Source organism: Burkholderia sp. Se-20373 (assembly GCF_017104705.1).
Taxonomy (GTDB): Bacteria; Pseudomonadota; Gammaproteobacteria; order Burkholderiales; family Burkholderiaceae; genus Burkholderia.
The window spans coordinates 1-15309 of the sequence record NZ_JAAGPH010000029.1; the positions used below are offsets into that span (position 1 = coordinate 1).

A 15309-nucleotide genomic window follows, 5' to 3' on the forward strand; every position below is an offset into this window, starting at 1 on the left:
CGCGGCCCGCATCGCGCGTATCGAAGCCGCCGCCGCACGTCTTGCGGCAGCCGGCCCCGACACGCCGGCCCAGCCGGCGGGGCAGCCGAAGCGCCGGACACCCGCGGCGGCCCATGCGCAGCAGGTCGTGCGCGTGAGCGCGGCACCCGAATCCACCGATCGTTGAAGCCATCCAAGGGGACGCTCATGAAATCCGCCTACCTCGTCATCGTGCGCCGCGTGGCGCTCGCCGCACCGCTCGCGTTCGCGCTTGCCGGCTGCATGTCGTCGACCCCGGTGTGGGACACCCGCTTCGGCGATTCGGTCCGCGCCGTGACCCAGGCCCAGATCATCGACCCGCATGCCGCCGAACACGCGGCCTCGGTGTCGACGCCGGGGGTCGACGGCAGCGCCGCCGCGGCCGCGCTCGACAACTACGACAAGTCGTTCAAGCAGACCGTGCCGCCCGCCAATGCGTTCGTGATCGGCATCGGCAAGTCCACCCAGTAACGACGGCACGCTCAGGGAGAACGCCATGAACAGCGCAGCTCGCCATCCGAAAGTCATGCGTCGCAGCCTGCATCGCCAGCGCGGTGCCGTCGCGATCATCGTCGGTCTCGCACTGGCGGTGATGATCGGGTTCGTCGGACTCGCGCTGGATCTCGGCAAGCTGTACGTCACGCGCAGCGAACTGCAGAACAGCGCCGATGCGTGCGCGCTGTCGGCTGCGCGTGACCTGACTTCGGCCATCAGCCTGTCGGTGGCCGAGGCGGACGGCATCGCCGCCGGCCACCTGAACTTCGTGTTCTTCCAGAACAAGTCGGTGCAGATGTCGACGAACGCGAACGTCACGTTCAGCGACTCGCTGACCAACGCGTTCCTGACGAAGAACTCGGTCACGACGCCGGCGAACATCAAGTACGTGCAGTGCACCGCCACGTTGAGCAACATCGCGCACTGGTTCATCGAGATACTGAACGTGTTGCCGGGCACGAAGCTCGCGAACGCGGCGGAAGTGTCGGCCAGCGCGATCGCCACCGTCGGCGGCGGGCAGACGACCTGCGCGATCCCGGTGTTCGTGTGTCGCGGCCCGTCCGATCCGGCGTACAAGGTGGGCGACTGGATTTCGTCGCCGTCCGGGTCGTCGTCGACTTACGGGCCGGGCAACTTCGGCTGGGCGGCGCTCGACGGTTCGACGAACGAACCGACCCTCGCGAGCGAGCTGTCGGGCAATACCTGCAACATCACGAGCCCGCCGGATCTCGCGACCACGGGCCTGAAGTCGGCGTCGCTGCGCGCCTGGAATACGCGCTTCGGCATCTATACGAATGGCGCGAACGGCTCCAGCGGCCAGCCCGACTTCACCGGCTATGCGTATGTCGGCCCGAACTACGGGCCGCCCGGAACGGCCGGCATCAAGGGCGATGCGTACACGCAGTTCGTGGCCGACCGCGCAGCCTTCAAGTCCTACCAGGGCGACGGCGCGCCGCCGACGGGCAGCGGGATCAACACCAACGGTACCGCGACGGCGAGCAACTACCAGACGTTCGGCGGCGACCGCCGTGTCGCGCTCGCGCCGGAAGGCGACTGTTCGACGCTGAAGGGCAGCAGCGGCAAGGTGCACGTCACGCAATGGGATTGCGTGCTGATGCTCGATCCGCTGCCGTTCAGCTCCGGCAGCGGCGCGATCGTCGCGCACCTCGAATACCTCGGCTCGTCGGTCTCCGGCAACAATCCGTGCGCGACGCACGGCTTGCCGGGCAGCGGCAGCGCGTCCGGGACCCAGGTCCCGATGCTCGTTCAATAGCGGAGAGCGGATCATGAAAAAGCCCCCGTTTCGCCGTTCGCGCACCTGCGGCGCCGTCGCCGTCGAGTTCGCGCTCGTGCTGATGCCGATGATCATGCTCGCGACCGGCGTGGCCGAGTTCGGCCGCGCGATCTACCAGTTCGAGACGCTGACCAAGGCGACGCGCGACGCGGCGCGCTACCTGTCGGTCTGGTTGCCGAGCGACAGCGCGTATCCGGCCACGCAGGCGCAGTGCCTCGTCGTCTACGGCAGCACGACGTGCGGCGCGGCCGGCACCGAGCTGGTGCCGGGGCTCAAGACGTCGATGGTGACGATCTGCGACGCGCAGCGCACGACCGGCTGCAGCGACGCGTCCGATCCGTCGCAGTTCGCGAACCTGCCGACCTACGACTCGAACAACAACGCGTCGGGCGGCACCGCGACGGGCGCGATCAACGTCGTCGAAGTGAAGATCACGGGCTACAAGTACCAGCCGATCCCCGCGTTCCCGGGGCTGCCGTCGATCACCTTCAACAACATCGTCACCGTGATGAGGCAAGTGTCATGAACGCGCGCCATGCCCTTCCGTCACGCCGGCGTGCCCAACGCGGCTCGGCGATCGTCGAGTTCGCGCTGATCGCATCGATCCTGATCATGCTGCTGATCGGCATCTTCGAATTCGGCCGCGTGCTGTTCTACTGGGGCACCGCGAGCGAAGCCGTGCGCCTCGGCGCGCGCACGGCGGTGGTGTGCGACGTGAATGCGGCCGGCGTCGTGAAGCGGGTGAGATCGCTGCTGCCGCTGCTGCAGACCGCGAACGTGTCGGTGAACTACTCGCCCGCAAGCTGCGACGTGAATTCGTGCGCGTTCGTGACGGTCAGCGTCACGAACGTCACCGTCAAGACGATGATCCCGTTCGTGAACATCACGGTGACGATGCCGCCGTTCACGACGACACTGCCGCGCGAAAGCCTGACTTCCGCGACCGGCGGCGCCAACTGCAATTGATCGAACAGGCGAGGCACACGACATGATCAACATCCTCGTAGCTTCCGACGACACCGCGCGTCTTTCGCAGATCGCGCGCCTCGTGGCCGACTGCGGACACTATCGCGCGACACGCGCGACCGGCCGCCCGTCGCAGATCGAACATCGCACCGACGGGCTCGACGCGTTCGACATCCTGCTGGTCGACGGCACGTCGCTCGACCCGTCCGAACTGTCGGCGATCGAACGGATCTGCCGCGCGCACGCGAGCCTGACCTGCATTCTCGTGACGGCGGACACGTCGCCGCACGTGCTGCTCGACGCGATGCGTGCGGGCGCCCGCGACGTGCTGCAGTGGCCGCTCGACCCGCAGGCGCTCGGCCACGCGCTCGAACGGGCCGCCGCGCAAAGCACGCGGCGCGACACGGACGACACGCGGATCGTGTCGTTCATGTCGTGCAAGGGCGGGGCCGGCACGAGCTTCGCGGCCAGCAACCTCGCGTTCGAGATCGCGGAAGGCTTCAAGCGCCGCGTGCTGCTGATCGACCTGAACCAGCAGTTCGCCGACGCGGCGTTCCTCGTCAGCGACGAGACCCCGCCGTCGACGCTGCCGCAGCTGTGCGCGCAGATCGAACGGCTCGACAGCGCGTTCCTCGACGCGAGCGTCGCGCACGTGACGGAAAACTTCCACGTGCTCGCGGGTGCAGGCGACCCGGTCAAGGCCGCCGAGATGCGCGAGGACGCGCTCGAATGGATCCTCGGCGTCGCCGCGCCGCGTTACGACTACGTGATCTTCGACGTCGGCGTCTGCATCAATCCGCTGTCGATGGTCGCGCTGGATCGCAGCGACCAGATCGCGCTCGTGCTGCAGCCCGCGATGCCGCACGTGCGGGCGGGCCGCCGGTTGCTGGAGATCCTCGTGTCGCTCGGCTACTCGACCGACCAGATGCGGCTGATCGTGAACCGCGCGACGCGCGCAAGCGACCGCACCCGCACGGCGCTCGAGGAAGTGCTCGGCCTGCACGCGGCCTGCACGATTCCCGACGATGTCGACACCGTGCTCGAAGCGATCAACCAGGGCCATCCGGTGTCGCGGGTCGCGCGCGGCACGGGGGTCGTCCGTGCGTTGCAAGGGTATGCGAAGCAACTCGTCGAAGGGGAGGTGCGCGCGGGGCACGGCGCGACGCACAGCGAACCGCTGATGTCCCGGCTGTTCGGCCGCAAGGCCACGCCGAAGCTCAAGTCCATGTAAATCTTTCGGGGAACCATCATGTCATTGCGCGAACAGATGTCCTTGCAACGGGCCCAGCCGCTGGCGACGGGCAGCGAACCGGCCGGCCCGGCCCATTCGTCGGTGCGCGACGCATACCAGAAGCTGCGCCGCGAAATCCACCTGGCCGTGCTCGAACGTGTCGAGCTCGAGCGCCTGTCGCGGATGCCGCAGGAATCGGTCCGCATGGAGATCGGCCTGCTGATCACGCGCATCCTCGACGAGGAGCGGCTGCCCGCGAACGACATCGAGCGGCGGCAGCTCGCGATCGACGTGTACGACGAGATGTTCGGTTTTGGCCCGCTCGAAGCGCTGCTGCGCGATCCGAACATTTCCGACATCCTCGTGAACACGTACCGGCAGGTCTATGTCGAACGCTTCGGCCAGCTCGAACTGACCGACGTGACGTTCTACGACGACGCGCACCTGATGAAGGTGATCGAGAAGATCGTGTCGCGCGTCGGGCGCCGCATCGACGAATCGAGTCCGATGGTCGATGCGCGGTTGCCCGACGGCTCGCGCGTGAACGCGATCATCCCGCCGTCCGCGATCGACGGGCCGCTGATGTCGATCCGGCGTTTCGCGGTCAATCCGCTGAAGATGGACGACCTCGTGCGCTACCACAGCCTGACGCCGCCGATGGCCGAGCTGCTCGATGCGCTGTCGCGCGCGAAGGTGAACGTGCTGGTGTCGGGCGGCACCGGCAGCGGCAAGACGACGCTGCTCAACATCCTGTCCGGCTTCATTCCGCGCAACGAGCGGATCGTGACGATCGAGGATGCCGCCGAACTGCAGCTTCAGCAGCCGCACGTGCTGCGGCTCGAAACCCGGCCGCCGAACATCGAGGGCAAGGGCGAGATCACGCAGCGCACGCTGGTGCGCAACGCGCTGCGGATGCGCCCGGACCGGATCATCCTCGGCGAAGTGCGCGGCGCGGAAGCGCTCGACATGCTCAACGCGATGAACACCGGCCACGAAGGCTCGCTCGCGACGATCCACGCGAACACCCCGCGCGACGCGCTGACGCGGCTCGAGAACATGGTCAGCGTCTCCGGCCTGACGCTGCCGCCGAAGACGATGCGCCAGCAGATCACGTCGGCGATCTCGGTGGTCGTGCAGGCCGCGCGGCTGACCGACGGCAGGCGCAAGATCGTCAGCATCCAGGAACTGACCGGGATGGAAGGCGACATCATCAACATGCAGGAGATCTTCACGTTCAAGCGCACGGGCGTGGACCGCGACGGTTCGGTACGCGGCCACTTCTGCGCGACGGGCGTGCGGCCGAAGTTCGTCGAGCGGCTGCAGGCGTTCGGCATCAACCTGCCGGATTCGCTGTACGACCCGTCTCAGCGGTACGAGACGAACTGACGACAGGGCGCCGTTCGCTGCCGGGGAGGCTTCATGAACACGATCTTTTACGGTTTTGTGATTCTCACCTTCGTCGCGGTGGTCCTCGCGATCGAAGGCGGTTATCAATGGTGGAACGCGCGGCACGGCGCGGCCGCGCGCCGGATCGAATCGCGCATCCGCTCGATGTCGGCCGGCGGCAACGTCCAGCAGGAACGGCTGTCGATCCTGAAGAAGCGGATGCTCGACGAATCGAAGCCGTTCGACCGGCTGCTGCTGCGCATGCCGCGCGTGCATCGGCTCGATCTCGTGATCCAGCAATCGGGCCTCGACTGGACGCTGCCGAAGCTGATCATGCTCAGCGGGGTGTTCGCGGCGTTCGCGTGGCTGGCGCTGAGCTTCGCGACGTTGCCGCAGCTCGCCGCGCTGCCGGTCGCGCTGTTCGCCGGATGCCTGCCGATGATGTACGTGATGCGCTGCCGCGGGAAGCGGATGCGCAAGCTCGAGCGGCAGTTGCCGGACATCTGCGACATGATCGCGCGCGCGCTGCGGTCCGGCCACTCGTTCACGAGCACGCTCGGGATGGTCGGCGACGAGTTTCCCGAGCCGATGGGCGGCGAGTTCCGCGTCACGTTCGACGAGGTCAACTACGGCGTGTCGCTGCACGACGCACTGCTGAACCTCGTCACGCGCGTGCCGGTGCAGGACCTGCGCTACTTCGTGATCGCGGTGCTGATCCAGCGCGAGACGGGCGGCAACCTGGCCGAGCTGCTCGACAGCATCGCCGCGCTGATCCGCGAGCGCTTCAAGCTGTTCGACAAGGTGCGCGTGCTGTCGGCGGAAGGGCGGCTGTCGGCATGGATTCTCGGGCTGCTGCCGTTCGGCACCGCCGCGGTGATGGCGCTGCTGAACCGCGAATTCCTGTCGGTGCTCTGGGAGGACCCGGCGGGGATCCGGATGGTCGGCACGATGCTGGTGTCGATGCTGTTCGGGCTGATCTGGATCCGCCGTATCGTCCGCATTCGCGTCTGACGCGCAAGCCGCATAACGAACCGTTGCGAGGCTGTCATGCAAAACCTGAGCGTAGTCCAGGCCGTGATGCTGGGCGGCTTGTTCCTCTTCGTGGCCGGCGGCGCGCTCGTCGCGATGCTGCTGTTCGCGCCGCGCAGCATCCAGCGCCGGATCCAGCAGGCCGGCGGGGCCGGGGCGGGCGCGGCCGGCGCGGCGGGCACGGGCGACGGCGACGACCTGGCGTCGCGCTGGGTCGCGAAGCTGGTCGAGCTGTCCACGCCGATCTCGAAGCTGTCGGTGCCGAAGGAGGGCTGGGAGAATTCGCCGCTGCGCATCCGGCTGATGAATGCCGGCTGGCGCAACCAGAGCGCGGCCGCGCTGTATTTCACCGCGAAGACGGCGCTCGCGCTCGGGTTGCCGTGCGCGGCGCTGCTGGTGCTGATCCCGACGTCGCTCGGCGACGAACGCGTGATCCTGTCGGCGATCCTCGTCGCGCTCGCCGGGATCGGCTACTACATTCCGAACATCGTGATGTCGCAGCGGGTCAAGGTGCGCCAGCGGAAGATCTTCGAGGATTTCCCGGATGCGCTCGACCTGCTGACGGTGTGCGTCGAAGCGGGGCTCGGGCTCGATGCGGCGCTGATGAAGGTGAGCGAGGAGCTGCGGTTCAGCAGCGAGGTGGTCGCGAGCGAACTCGACCTGCTGCTGCTCGAGATGCGCTCCGGCTTCACGAAGGAGACGGCGCTGCGCAATCTCGCGCTGCGTACCGGCGTGGAGGACATCGAGTCGTTCTGCGCGATGCTGATCCAGGCCGACCGCTTCGGCACGAGCATCAGCGAATCGCTGCGCGTGCTGTCCGACCTGCTGCGCACGCGGCGGCGGATGCGCGCGGAAGAGCGGGCCGCGAAGATCGCGCTGAAGCTGCTGTTCCCGCTGATCTTCTGCATTTTCCCCGCACTGATGATGGTGCTGCTCGGGCCGGCGATGATCCACGTCTATCGCGTGCTGCTGCCGACGTTCGTGGGCATCGGGCAGTGAGTGACGCAGCGGCGTTGCGCCGGTTGCGTCGATCAAGGTTTTGCGTGCCGGCCGGCCACCCCCGCCGGCCGGCACGGTAACAGGCTTCATGGAGGCTCCCTCCCCAGGCGGCGCCGCGAGACAGGTTGACCATAGCGGCGTCAAGGCATCCTGGACCCATGGTCGGCCATGGAACGAGCCGTAGTCCACCGCCTCAGCGGCTGCCCCCTACTGCTAACCTGAATGCCGGCGAAGTGTGCCGGCATCGCGTTGTGCGCTCGAATGAAACGGCACGGCGATGCCGCGCCTGATATTGAACGACGGCAATGATCCGCGGGATTGTTGACTTGGTCGTTCATTGCAATGGCTTCTCGTTCGTTTTTTGCGCACCGCTGCGCGCCATCCGAAAATCTCCTTGAAATATCCGGCCCGAATTTCTACATTATTGAAAATCATGGCTGCATCGCGGTACTGACGACGCAAACGTTACACGTGCCGGCAATACCGAACAACAACACTTGAAAATCCAGAGACTGCCCGACAATACGGAAAACAGGCCAGTCACGCACGATCAAGGCCGGGGGAAACATGAACAAGCAAGCAATGGCAAGCAGGCGGCCTGACGCTTCATCCAGCAGCCATCCGCGGGCCCGCGGCGTTCGCGCGAATCCGCCGCGCACGTTCCCCGGTCCGCTTCCCCCCGATTCCTGACCACCGGCACGCGACCGCGTCCGCAAGACCGTTTCCGCACCGACATCCCGCACGGCGAAGCACACGCGAAGCGGCCCGCACACGGCCGGCGTCGCGTCGCGCGTCGGCCGTGCCGGCACGACCATTCGAACGAGGGACCCAGCATGGCCATCGATGTGCCTGTGACACGCCGGACGTTTCTGAAGCTGGCCGGGAGCGGCGCGCTCGTCGCGATCTCGATCACCCATTTGCCGGCGCTGGCGCTCGGCGCCGCCGGGCAGGCGGACGACGACGCGGCCGGGCCGGGCTGGGCGCCGGTGCCCGGCAAGGCGCGCTGGCGCATCGACGGCATCCCGAAGGTCACGGGCCAGAAGATCTACGCACGTGACTTCAAGTCGCGCGACTTCGTCGGCTGGCCGCAGCAGGAGAACTGGCTCTATGCGTTGCGGTGCGATCGGGTCGACGCCGTGTACGAAGGCTATGACCTCGGGGTGCTGCCGGCCGAATTGCGGCCGATCGCCGTCGTCGACAACGCGCTGCTGAGCGCGCGACGGATTCCGCTGGCGCCCGAGGCCGACCCGATCGCGAACCAGGACATCTACTGGCTCGCGCGCACCGGCCACCCGGCGGATTGCTACGGACAACCGGCCGCGCTGCTGGTGTTCGAGAATTTCGATGTCTATCGTCGTGCGAAGAAGCTGCTCGATTTCAACCGCGGCGTGATCCGCTACGGCGCGCCGGTCACGCGCCCGACGGCCGCGCAGGCCGTGCCGTTTTCCCCCGTGACGATCTATGTGCGCGACGACGAACGCGGCTTCAACTACGTCGACAACTACCAGACCGACAGCAACGGCAAGCCGACCGCCGAATACCTGAAGCAACGCGAGGAGGCGGTCGCCAACATCGACGCGACGATTGCCCGCAACGCGGCCGCCGGCGCGTGGATCGGCGTGCGCGCGACCGGCAACGAAGGATTCGAGACGCCGGCGATGGACCCGATGTTCATGGAACCCGAAGCGGGGCTCGCATGGTACGACGCGTCCAGCGCGAAAATGAGCCTCGTGCTCGGTACGCAGTCGGCGAACGACGATGCGACCGGCGCGCTCGGGCTGTTCCAGGGTAGCGACGTCGCGGTCAAGGAGGCCCACGTCATCGCATGCTATCCGGGCGGCGGCTTCGGCGGGCGCGACAAGTCCTATTTCCCGCTCTATCTCGCGCTCGCGGCGCCGTTCGCGAAGGGCGCGCTACGCTGGCAGCAGTCGCGCTACGAGCAGTTCCAGGTCGGCTTGAAGCGCTGCGAGACGCAGTTCTCCGAATCGCTGTGGTTCAACCGGCGCGGCAAGCTCGAAGCGATCACGTGCGATTTCCTGATGAACGGCGGCGGCAAGAAGAACCTGTCGCCGTACGTCGCGCAGCTCGCCGCGCTGAGCGCGATGAGCTGCTACGAGATTCCGCGCGCACGCGCGCAGGCGGCCTCGACTTACACGCGGGAAGTGTTCGGCGGATCGCAGCGCGGCTTCGGCGGCCCGCAGGCGTTCATGGCCGTCGAGACGCTGATGGACGAGGCCGCGCGCCGGCTCGGGCTCTCGCCGTTCGCGATCCGTCGCGCCAATTTTCTCGGCGGCACGCCGGGGCTCGGCAAGGGGCGCGCGATCACGGGCGCGCCGATCCTGTTCGACCTGCAGCTCGACGCGCTGCTCGACCGGCTCGAACAGCACCCGCTGTGGCGCGAACGCGAGCGCACCCGCGCGGAACGCGGTGCGCGTCATCTGCGCTACGGCGTGGGACTCGCGATGGCGAACGAGGCCTACGGCACGTCCGGTGACGGCATGTTCGGGATGGTGCAGATCCTGCCCGACAGCCGGCTGCGCGTGGTCACGCCGTACACCGACATGGGCAACGGCGCGGCCACGACGCTGGGGCTCGCGCCGTCCGAATTTCTCGGGCAGAACGCGCAGACGATCGCCATGAGCGAGATCGGGCCGTTCAATGCACTCGGGCTCACGCGTTCGAGCAACCCGTCGGCCAATCCGAAGACGGTGCGCTACACGTACGGTTCGTCGAGCGCCTGTCTCGGCGCATTCCATCAGTACCACGCAGTAAAGGGAGCGGCACAGGCGTTGTTCCTGCAGAGCGTGCTGCCGGCTGCCCGTGCGTGGTGGGGCGTGCCCGTGCGCGCCGAGGACGTACGCTGGGCCAATGGTGCGCTCGTCGCGAACGGCCTCGCGCCGATTTCGTGGCCGGCGCTGCTCGGCACCATCACGAAGCTGGGCCTGCAGACGGTGGCGGCCGTGCATGCGAGCTATGCCGGCTACTTCTGGAAGGGCACCTATCCGTTCGCGTCGGGCAGTGCGCAAATCGACTACGACTACGTGGCGGTCGGCCTCGATCCCTACTTCCTGACGCCGCTGTACCGCACGCTGCAGGCGCCGCCGGTCGACACGAGCCTCTACGGACGCACGACCTATGCGCCATCGGCGTCGCTCGTCGGCGTGTCCGTCGATCCGGCGAACGGGCGCGTGAAGGTCGAGCGCGTGGTGTCGGCGGTGAGCGTCGGGCGGCAACTGTCGCCGGAGCTCGTCGAAGGACAGTCGCAGGGCGCGGTCGCGATGGGGATCGGCAACGTGCTGACCGAGACGTGTCCGCTCGGCCCGGACGGCCCGGGTGGCGGCCGATGGAACCTCGACCGCTACGAGGTGACGCGCCTGCCCGACATTCCCGAGCAGGAGCTGATCGCGCTGCCGCCGCCCGGCAACGATCCCGCGAATGCGCGCGGCATCGCGGAAGCGGTGATGTGCCCGATCGCGCCGGCGCTGCTCAATGCGCTGGCGATGGCGACCGGGAAGCGGTTCAGGGTGACGCCGGTTACGCCGGACAAGATTCGGGAGGCACTGCAATGAGCGATCCGGTCCGCATGGTCGTGAACGGCCAGCCCGTCGAGGCAGCCGCCGCCGACGCCGACATGAACCTCATCGACTTCCTGCATGAACGACAGGACCTGACCGGCACGAAGCTGTGCTGCGGCATCGGCGTGTGCCGGGCGTGCACGGTCGGCGTGCGCAACACGCCCGACGCGCCGATGGAAAAGACGCTGTCGTGCTCGACGCCGGTCAGCGCGATCGCCGGCATGCATGTGTACACGATCGAAGGGCTCGCGCAGGGCGGCACGCTGTCGCCGCTGCAGCAGAGTTTTCTCGAATCGTTCGCGTTCCAGTGCGGCTACTGCGCGTCGGGATTCCTGATGGCCGCGACCGCGATGCTCGATCATCTGCGCGCGCAGCCGGTGCCCGCCGCCGAGCTGGACGCGATGATCGAGACGTGGGTGGGCGGCAACGTGTGCCGATGCACCGGCTACGTCAAGTACATCGAGGCCATTCGCAAGGTGGCGATGCGCTACACGAAGGAGGCGGCATGACGATCAGGACCTGCATCGCGGCGCTGGCGATGCTGCTGGCCGCGCCCGCCACGTTTGCCGCGGAAGGCGCCGATGCCTCCCTGCACGAATACGCGCAGCAGTGCACCGACGAAATCGGCGAGATTCCGGCGTTCGACTGCAACAGCGGGACGGACGTGCCGATTACCGTCAACGGCAGCGTGCCCGCGCGGTACACGGCGCACATGACCTGCGATCGCCCGGCGCTGCTGCCGTACGACGCGCCGACCTCCGGGCAATGCACGCCTTACTCGAAGATCCTCGACCTGTCTCACGGCGACACGCAGATCTCGGCGTTTTGCCGTCGCAAGCAGATCCGCGAGAACCGCAGCCCGTATTACGACGAAGTCGACATCGTGCTGCACCACGTGCGCAACGGCAAGACCTGCTGGTTTCATGCGGACAAGGGCGGCACGGGCGGCATGGACGCGTCGCGCGTGCCGCCGCCGAACGAGAAGACCCCGCCGCCCGGTCGTCCGTCGGCCGCGGAATTCTGGTGGAAACCGGCTGCGACCGCGACGAAGCGCTGCGTGTCGTGCCACGATGCGAGCCCGGTCATGTACAGCCCGTGGATCGGGCAGGTATGGAATCGCGTGCCGACCGATCCGTGGGGCAAGTACGTCAATCTCGGTGCCGACTTCGCGTCATGGACGTCGCACGCGATCAGCACGCCCGGCAACACCTGCATCGGCTGCCACCGGATCGGCGACCAGAACAGTTGCAAGATCTACGTGCCGCTCGCCGCCGGGTTACTGCCGCCGCCCAAAGGCAGCAACCAGCTGGCGAGCAGCTATCCGCTGACGCACTGGATGCCGATCGACAACAACCGCAGCCGCGACGAGTGGAACGCGGCCAACGTGAAGTCGGTGAGCGACCTGCTCGCCTGCTGTTCGGCGCGGGGCAAGAACGATCCGATGTGCACCTTTACGCCGGCGGCGCAGGCGGCGAAGTAAGAGGCCGACGAGCGGTGGAACGTCGTGCCCGTTCAGCCGGTCGCGGTCGTCACTGAAAGTGATGCACGTACCGCAGCACCATCCGCGTGCCTTGCGGCCGGTTGCGCGCATAGGTTTCGAAGTACGCGTTGAACATCAGATGATCCTGCGGCGAGAAGCTAACCATCGCCCCCGGGCCGATCGCGAACACGGCCTCCCGCGTGCCCGGCACGTCCTGCCCGTTTTCCTTCATGTCGGTGGTCTGGCGCAGCCAGTAGCCGTTGAGCCCCAGCCGCAGGCCGGGGCGCACTTCATACTCGGTCGCGAAGTTCGCGTGGATCGCCTGGCCGGCCTGCGTCGACGTCACGTCCGGGCCGAGCGACGTGGCCGGCTGATGGTTGGTCGCGTTCCACAGATAATGCAGCCGCCACGACACGGTCCATTTGGGCGTGAGCCACAGCGTCGCCGCCCAGTACGGGTCGAACGACCAGACATGGCTGCCGGGGTTGATCGCGCGCGACGGATCGTACGCGCCGGTCGGCGCGATGAACTGGAATTCCACGCGCTGCGCGAAGCGCGGGCCTTGCGCGCCCATCACCGGGTCGAACTGGATGAACGGGCCGATCAGCAGATCGCCGAAGCCGGCGCGCGCATTCAGCGCGACGTTGCCGAGGCCGTCGTCGGTTCGCGCGGACGCGATCCACGGCAGGATCACGTCGAGGCCGGGATGCATGCCCGCGAACGTCCTCGGCGACTGATAGACGAGCTGGCTCAGCCCCGCGAACAGGTCGATGTCCTGCTTCGGCAGCCCGACCTTGTTGCCCGCGTTGTCGTTGACGCGGCCGGCCGTGTAGTACTGCAGGTACTGCGTGCCGTACCAGCCGGAGCCGGCCGGCGGCATCCCGTCGAGGAAGCTGGTCATGCCGAGGTTGACCGCCGGCAGGTCGGTCGCGCCGGCCGGCGCGCCTGCGGCCATGCCGGCGATCGTGAGGCCTGCGACGACGCGCATGCGAGAGCCGAGTTTCATGTTCACCTTCTCCTGTTGATTTATTTGTATAACTAATCAAACGGCACGAAAAAGATCGGGATGATCGGCGATCGCGCGATACTGACCGGCGTGGAACACGAGCGGCGCCTTGACGAACGTGTCGAACTGTTCGATCTGGCCGATGAAGAGCAGGTGATCGCCGCCTTCGTAATGACCGACGTTGCGGCACACGAAGCGCGCGCTCGCGCCGTCGAGGCAGGGCACGCCGCCGGTCTCCGAGTCGACGTGAAGCACGCCGTCGAACTTGTCGGCGCTGGGCGTCGCGAAGCGGCGCGACAGGTCGATCTGGTCGTGCGCGAGGATGTTGATCGCGAAATGGGTGGCCGCGACGAAATCCGGGCGGCTCGGCGCGACCTTGCGCAGGCTCCACAGCACGAGCGGCGGATCGAGCGACAGCGACGAGAACGAATTGGCGGTGAGGCCCACCTTGCGTCCGTCGGCCGCGCACGTGGTGATCACGGTCACGCCGGTCGGGAATTGCCCGAACGCGGCGCGCAACTGCAGCGGGTCGAGGGCCGGGCGATCGGTAGCGGTCGTTTCCATGCCGGTTACTCCGTGCGTGCGCTGTGTTCGCGGATCATCGCCGCGCACGCCGACGGCTCGAACCACCACGGCGAGAACCGGCGCGGATCGTCGAAGCCGTCGACGATCGCCGCGGCGAGCGACGGCAACTGGCCGGCCGCGCCGAGCAGCTCGAGGATGTGCGGTGGTGGCGGCGTGAGCAGCGAGTTGGTCCAGCGCACGACGTGCTGCGCATACGCCCAGTAGCCTTCGAACGTCTGCTGCATCCAGTCTTCGCCGAACGGTGCGGCGTCGCGCGCGACGATCGCATCGAAATACGCTTTCGCGCATTTCGCGGCATTGTTCGATCCCTGGCCGGTGATCGGATCGTTGACGACCACCGCATCGGCCATCCCGAATACCGTGCGGCCCGACGGCAGCCGGAAGAACGGCTTGCGCACCGTCGGCGTGAAGCGTCCGGCGAGCGTGCCGTTCGGATCGGTGAGCTCGACGTCGCGGCAGCGCTCGAATTCCCATGGTACGTACTGCTGCAGAAACGACAGGCTGCGGTCCAGATGCTGGTCGGGCGTCTTCACGTCGGCCCAGCAGTCGAGCGGGCCGCCCGGAATGCCTTCGAACACCATGATTTCGCAGGGGCCCGTCGTGGTCAGCGCGGGGAACACGAAATACTCGCCGATGCCCGGCAGCAGGTTGAAGCGCACGCGCGAATACGGCTGGCTCGGCGTCATCCCTTTCACGTAGGTGAGGGCCAGCGCGCGTTGCGGGCGGTCGAACGCGCTGCGCGTGTCGTCGCGGCCGAGCAGGTTGACGATCTCGCCCTTGCCGGCCGCGAGCAGCACGAGGTCGTGGCTGCCCGCCAGCTCCTCGAGTTCCGGCACGCCGATATCGGCAATGCGTACGTCCGCGCCCCGGCGCTTCACGCCGTCGAGCCAGTCGGCCATCTTCACGCGCTGGTCGACCGACTGCGCATAGCGCGTCAGCCGCGACGGCCAGTCGATCACCTTGCGGCCGTTGCCGTCCGGATGCGGCACCGCGATGCCGATCCCTTCGACGGACGGGCACGCTTCCTCCCACGCGTTCAGGCCGAGGTCGCGCTCGATCTGCAACGACGTGTGGAACATGCACTGGCTCGACATGACCTTGCCGGTGCGGATCTGTTCCGCGTCGCGGTTGGTCGCGAGTGTGACGTGATAGCCCTGGTCGAGCAGGGCGAAGGCGAGTTGCAGGCCGGACTGGCCGGCGCCGACGATGGCGATGCGTCTCATGAGTATGTCCTTGGTTGGCCGG

14 protein-coding genes are annotated in these 15309 nt (G+C 67.4%); 11 read left to right on the top strand and 3 right to left on the bottom strand.

Going from position 1 to position 15309, the window contains the following annotated elements:
* Positions 1–186 precede the first annotated feature (186 nt).
* The 11 genes from G3N96_RS12565 to G3N96_RS12615 all read left to right on the top strand — a co-directional run bounded on the left by G3N96_RS12565 (position 187) and on the right by G3N96_RS12615 (position 12473).
* Positions 187–489: a hypothetical protein gene (locus G3N96_RS12565; RefSeq protein ID WP_124581149.1), complete on the top strand. Its 303-nt coding sequence runs from the start codon at positions 187–189 to the stop codon at positions 487–489.
* 25 nt (positions 490–514) lie between these two features.
* On the top strand, positions 515–1786 hold the full coding sequence (locus G3N96_RS12570) for a TadE/TadG family type IV pilus assembly protein (RefSeq protein ID WP_124581151.1): 1272 nt from the start codon (positions 515–517) through the stop codon (positions 1784–1786).
* Positions 1787–1799: 13 nt separating this feature from the next.
* Positions 1800–2333 (top strand): TadE/TadG family type IV pilus assembly protein, encoded by a 534-nt coding sequence (locus tag G3N96_RS12575; RefSeq protein ID WP_206137414.1) that lies wholly within the window; start codon positions 1800–1802, stop codon positions 2331–2333.
* Complete coding sequence (locus G3N96_RS12580; RefSeq protein WP_206137415.1) at positions 2330–2773, top strand: TadE family protein; 444 nt, start codon at positions 2330–2332, stop codon at positions 2771–2773. Before G3N96_RS12575 ends, G3N96_RS12580 begins: the two co-directional genes overlap by 4 nt.
* A gap of 22 nt (positions 2774–2795) precedes the next feature.
* On the top strand, positions 2796–4004 hold the full coding sequence (locus tag G3N96_RS12585) for an AAA family ATPase (RefSeq protein WP_206137416.1): 1209 nt from the start codon (positions 2796–2798) through the stop codon (positions 4002–4004).
* Between the two features lie 18 nt (positions 4005–4022).
* Positions 4023–5390 carry a CpaF family protein gene (locus G3N96_RS12590; protein ID WP_124581158.1) on the top strand — a complete coding sequence of 456 codons (1368 nt, stop codon included), beginning with the start codon at positions 4023–4025 and terminating at the stop codon, positions 5388–5390.
* Between the two features lie 33 nt (positions 5391–5423).
* On the top strand, positions 5424–6401 hold the full coding sequence (locus G3N96_RS12595) for a type II secretion system F family protein (RefSeq protein ID WP_124581161.1): 978 nt from the start codon (positions 5424–5426) through the stop codon (positions 6399–6401).
* A gap of 36 nt (positions 6402–6437) precedes the next feature.
* Positions 6438–7418, top strand: a complete 981-nt coding sequence (locus tag G3N96_RS12600; protein ID WP_124581163.1) for a type II secretion system F family protein — start codon at positions 6438–6440, stop codon at positions 7416–7418.
* Positions 7419–8251: 833 nt separating this feature from the next.
* Positions 8252–10987, top strand: a complete 2736-nt coding sequence (locus G3N96_RS12605) for a molybdopterin cofactor-binding domain-containing protein (protein WP_124581165.1) — start codon at positions 8252–8254, stop codon at positions 10985–10987.
* Positions 10984–11502, top strand: a complete 519-nt coding sequence (locus G3N96_RS12610) for a (2Fe-2S)-binding protein (RefSeq protein ID WP_206137417.1) — start codon at positions 10984–10986, stop codon at positions 11500–11502. The genes G3N96_RS12605 and G3N96_RS12610 overlap by 4 nt, the downstream gene beginning before the upstream one ends.
* A complete protein-coding gene (locus tag G3N96_RS12615; protein ID WP_206137418.1) occupies positions 11499–12473 on the top strand; it encodes a hypothetical protein in 975 nt (324 codons plus the stop codon). The genes G3N96_RS12610 and G3N96_RS12615 overlap by 4 nt, the downstream gene beginning before the upstream one ends.
* A gap of 49 nt (positions 12474–12522) precedes the next feature.
* Here the strand turns inward: G3N96_RS12615 and G3N96_RS12620 are convergent, their stop codons facing one another.
* The 3 genes from G3N96_RS12620 to G3N96_RS12630 are packed head-to-tail and all read right to left on the bottom strand — an operon-like array spanning position 12523 to position 15287.
* Positions 12523–13479, bottom strand: a complete 957-nt coding sequence (locus tag G3N96_RS12620) for a transporter (protein WP_206137419.1) — start codon at positions 13477–13479, stop codon at positions 12523–12525.
* Positions 13480–13515: 36 nt separating this feature from the next.
* On the bottom strand, positions 13516–14043 hold the full coding sequence (locus G3N96_RS12625) for a flavin reductase family protein (RefSeq protein ID WP_206137420.1): 528 nt from the start codon (positions 14041–14043) through the stop codon (positions 13516–13518).
* Positions 14044–14048: 5 nt separating this feature from the next.
* Positions 14049–15287 (bottom strand): styrene monooxygenase/indole monooxygenase family protein, encoded by a 1239-nt coding sequence (locus tag G3N96_RS12630; RefSeq protein ID WP_206137421.1) that lies wholly within the window; start codon positions 15285–15287, stop codon positions 14049–14051.
* Positions 15288–15309 lie beyond the last annotated feature (22 nt).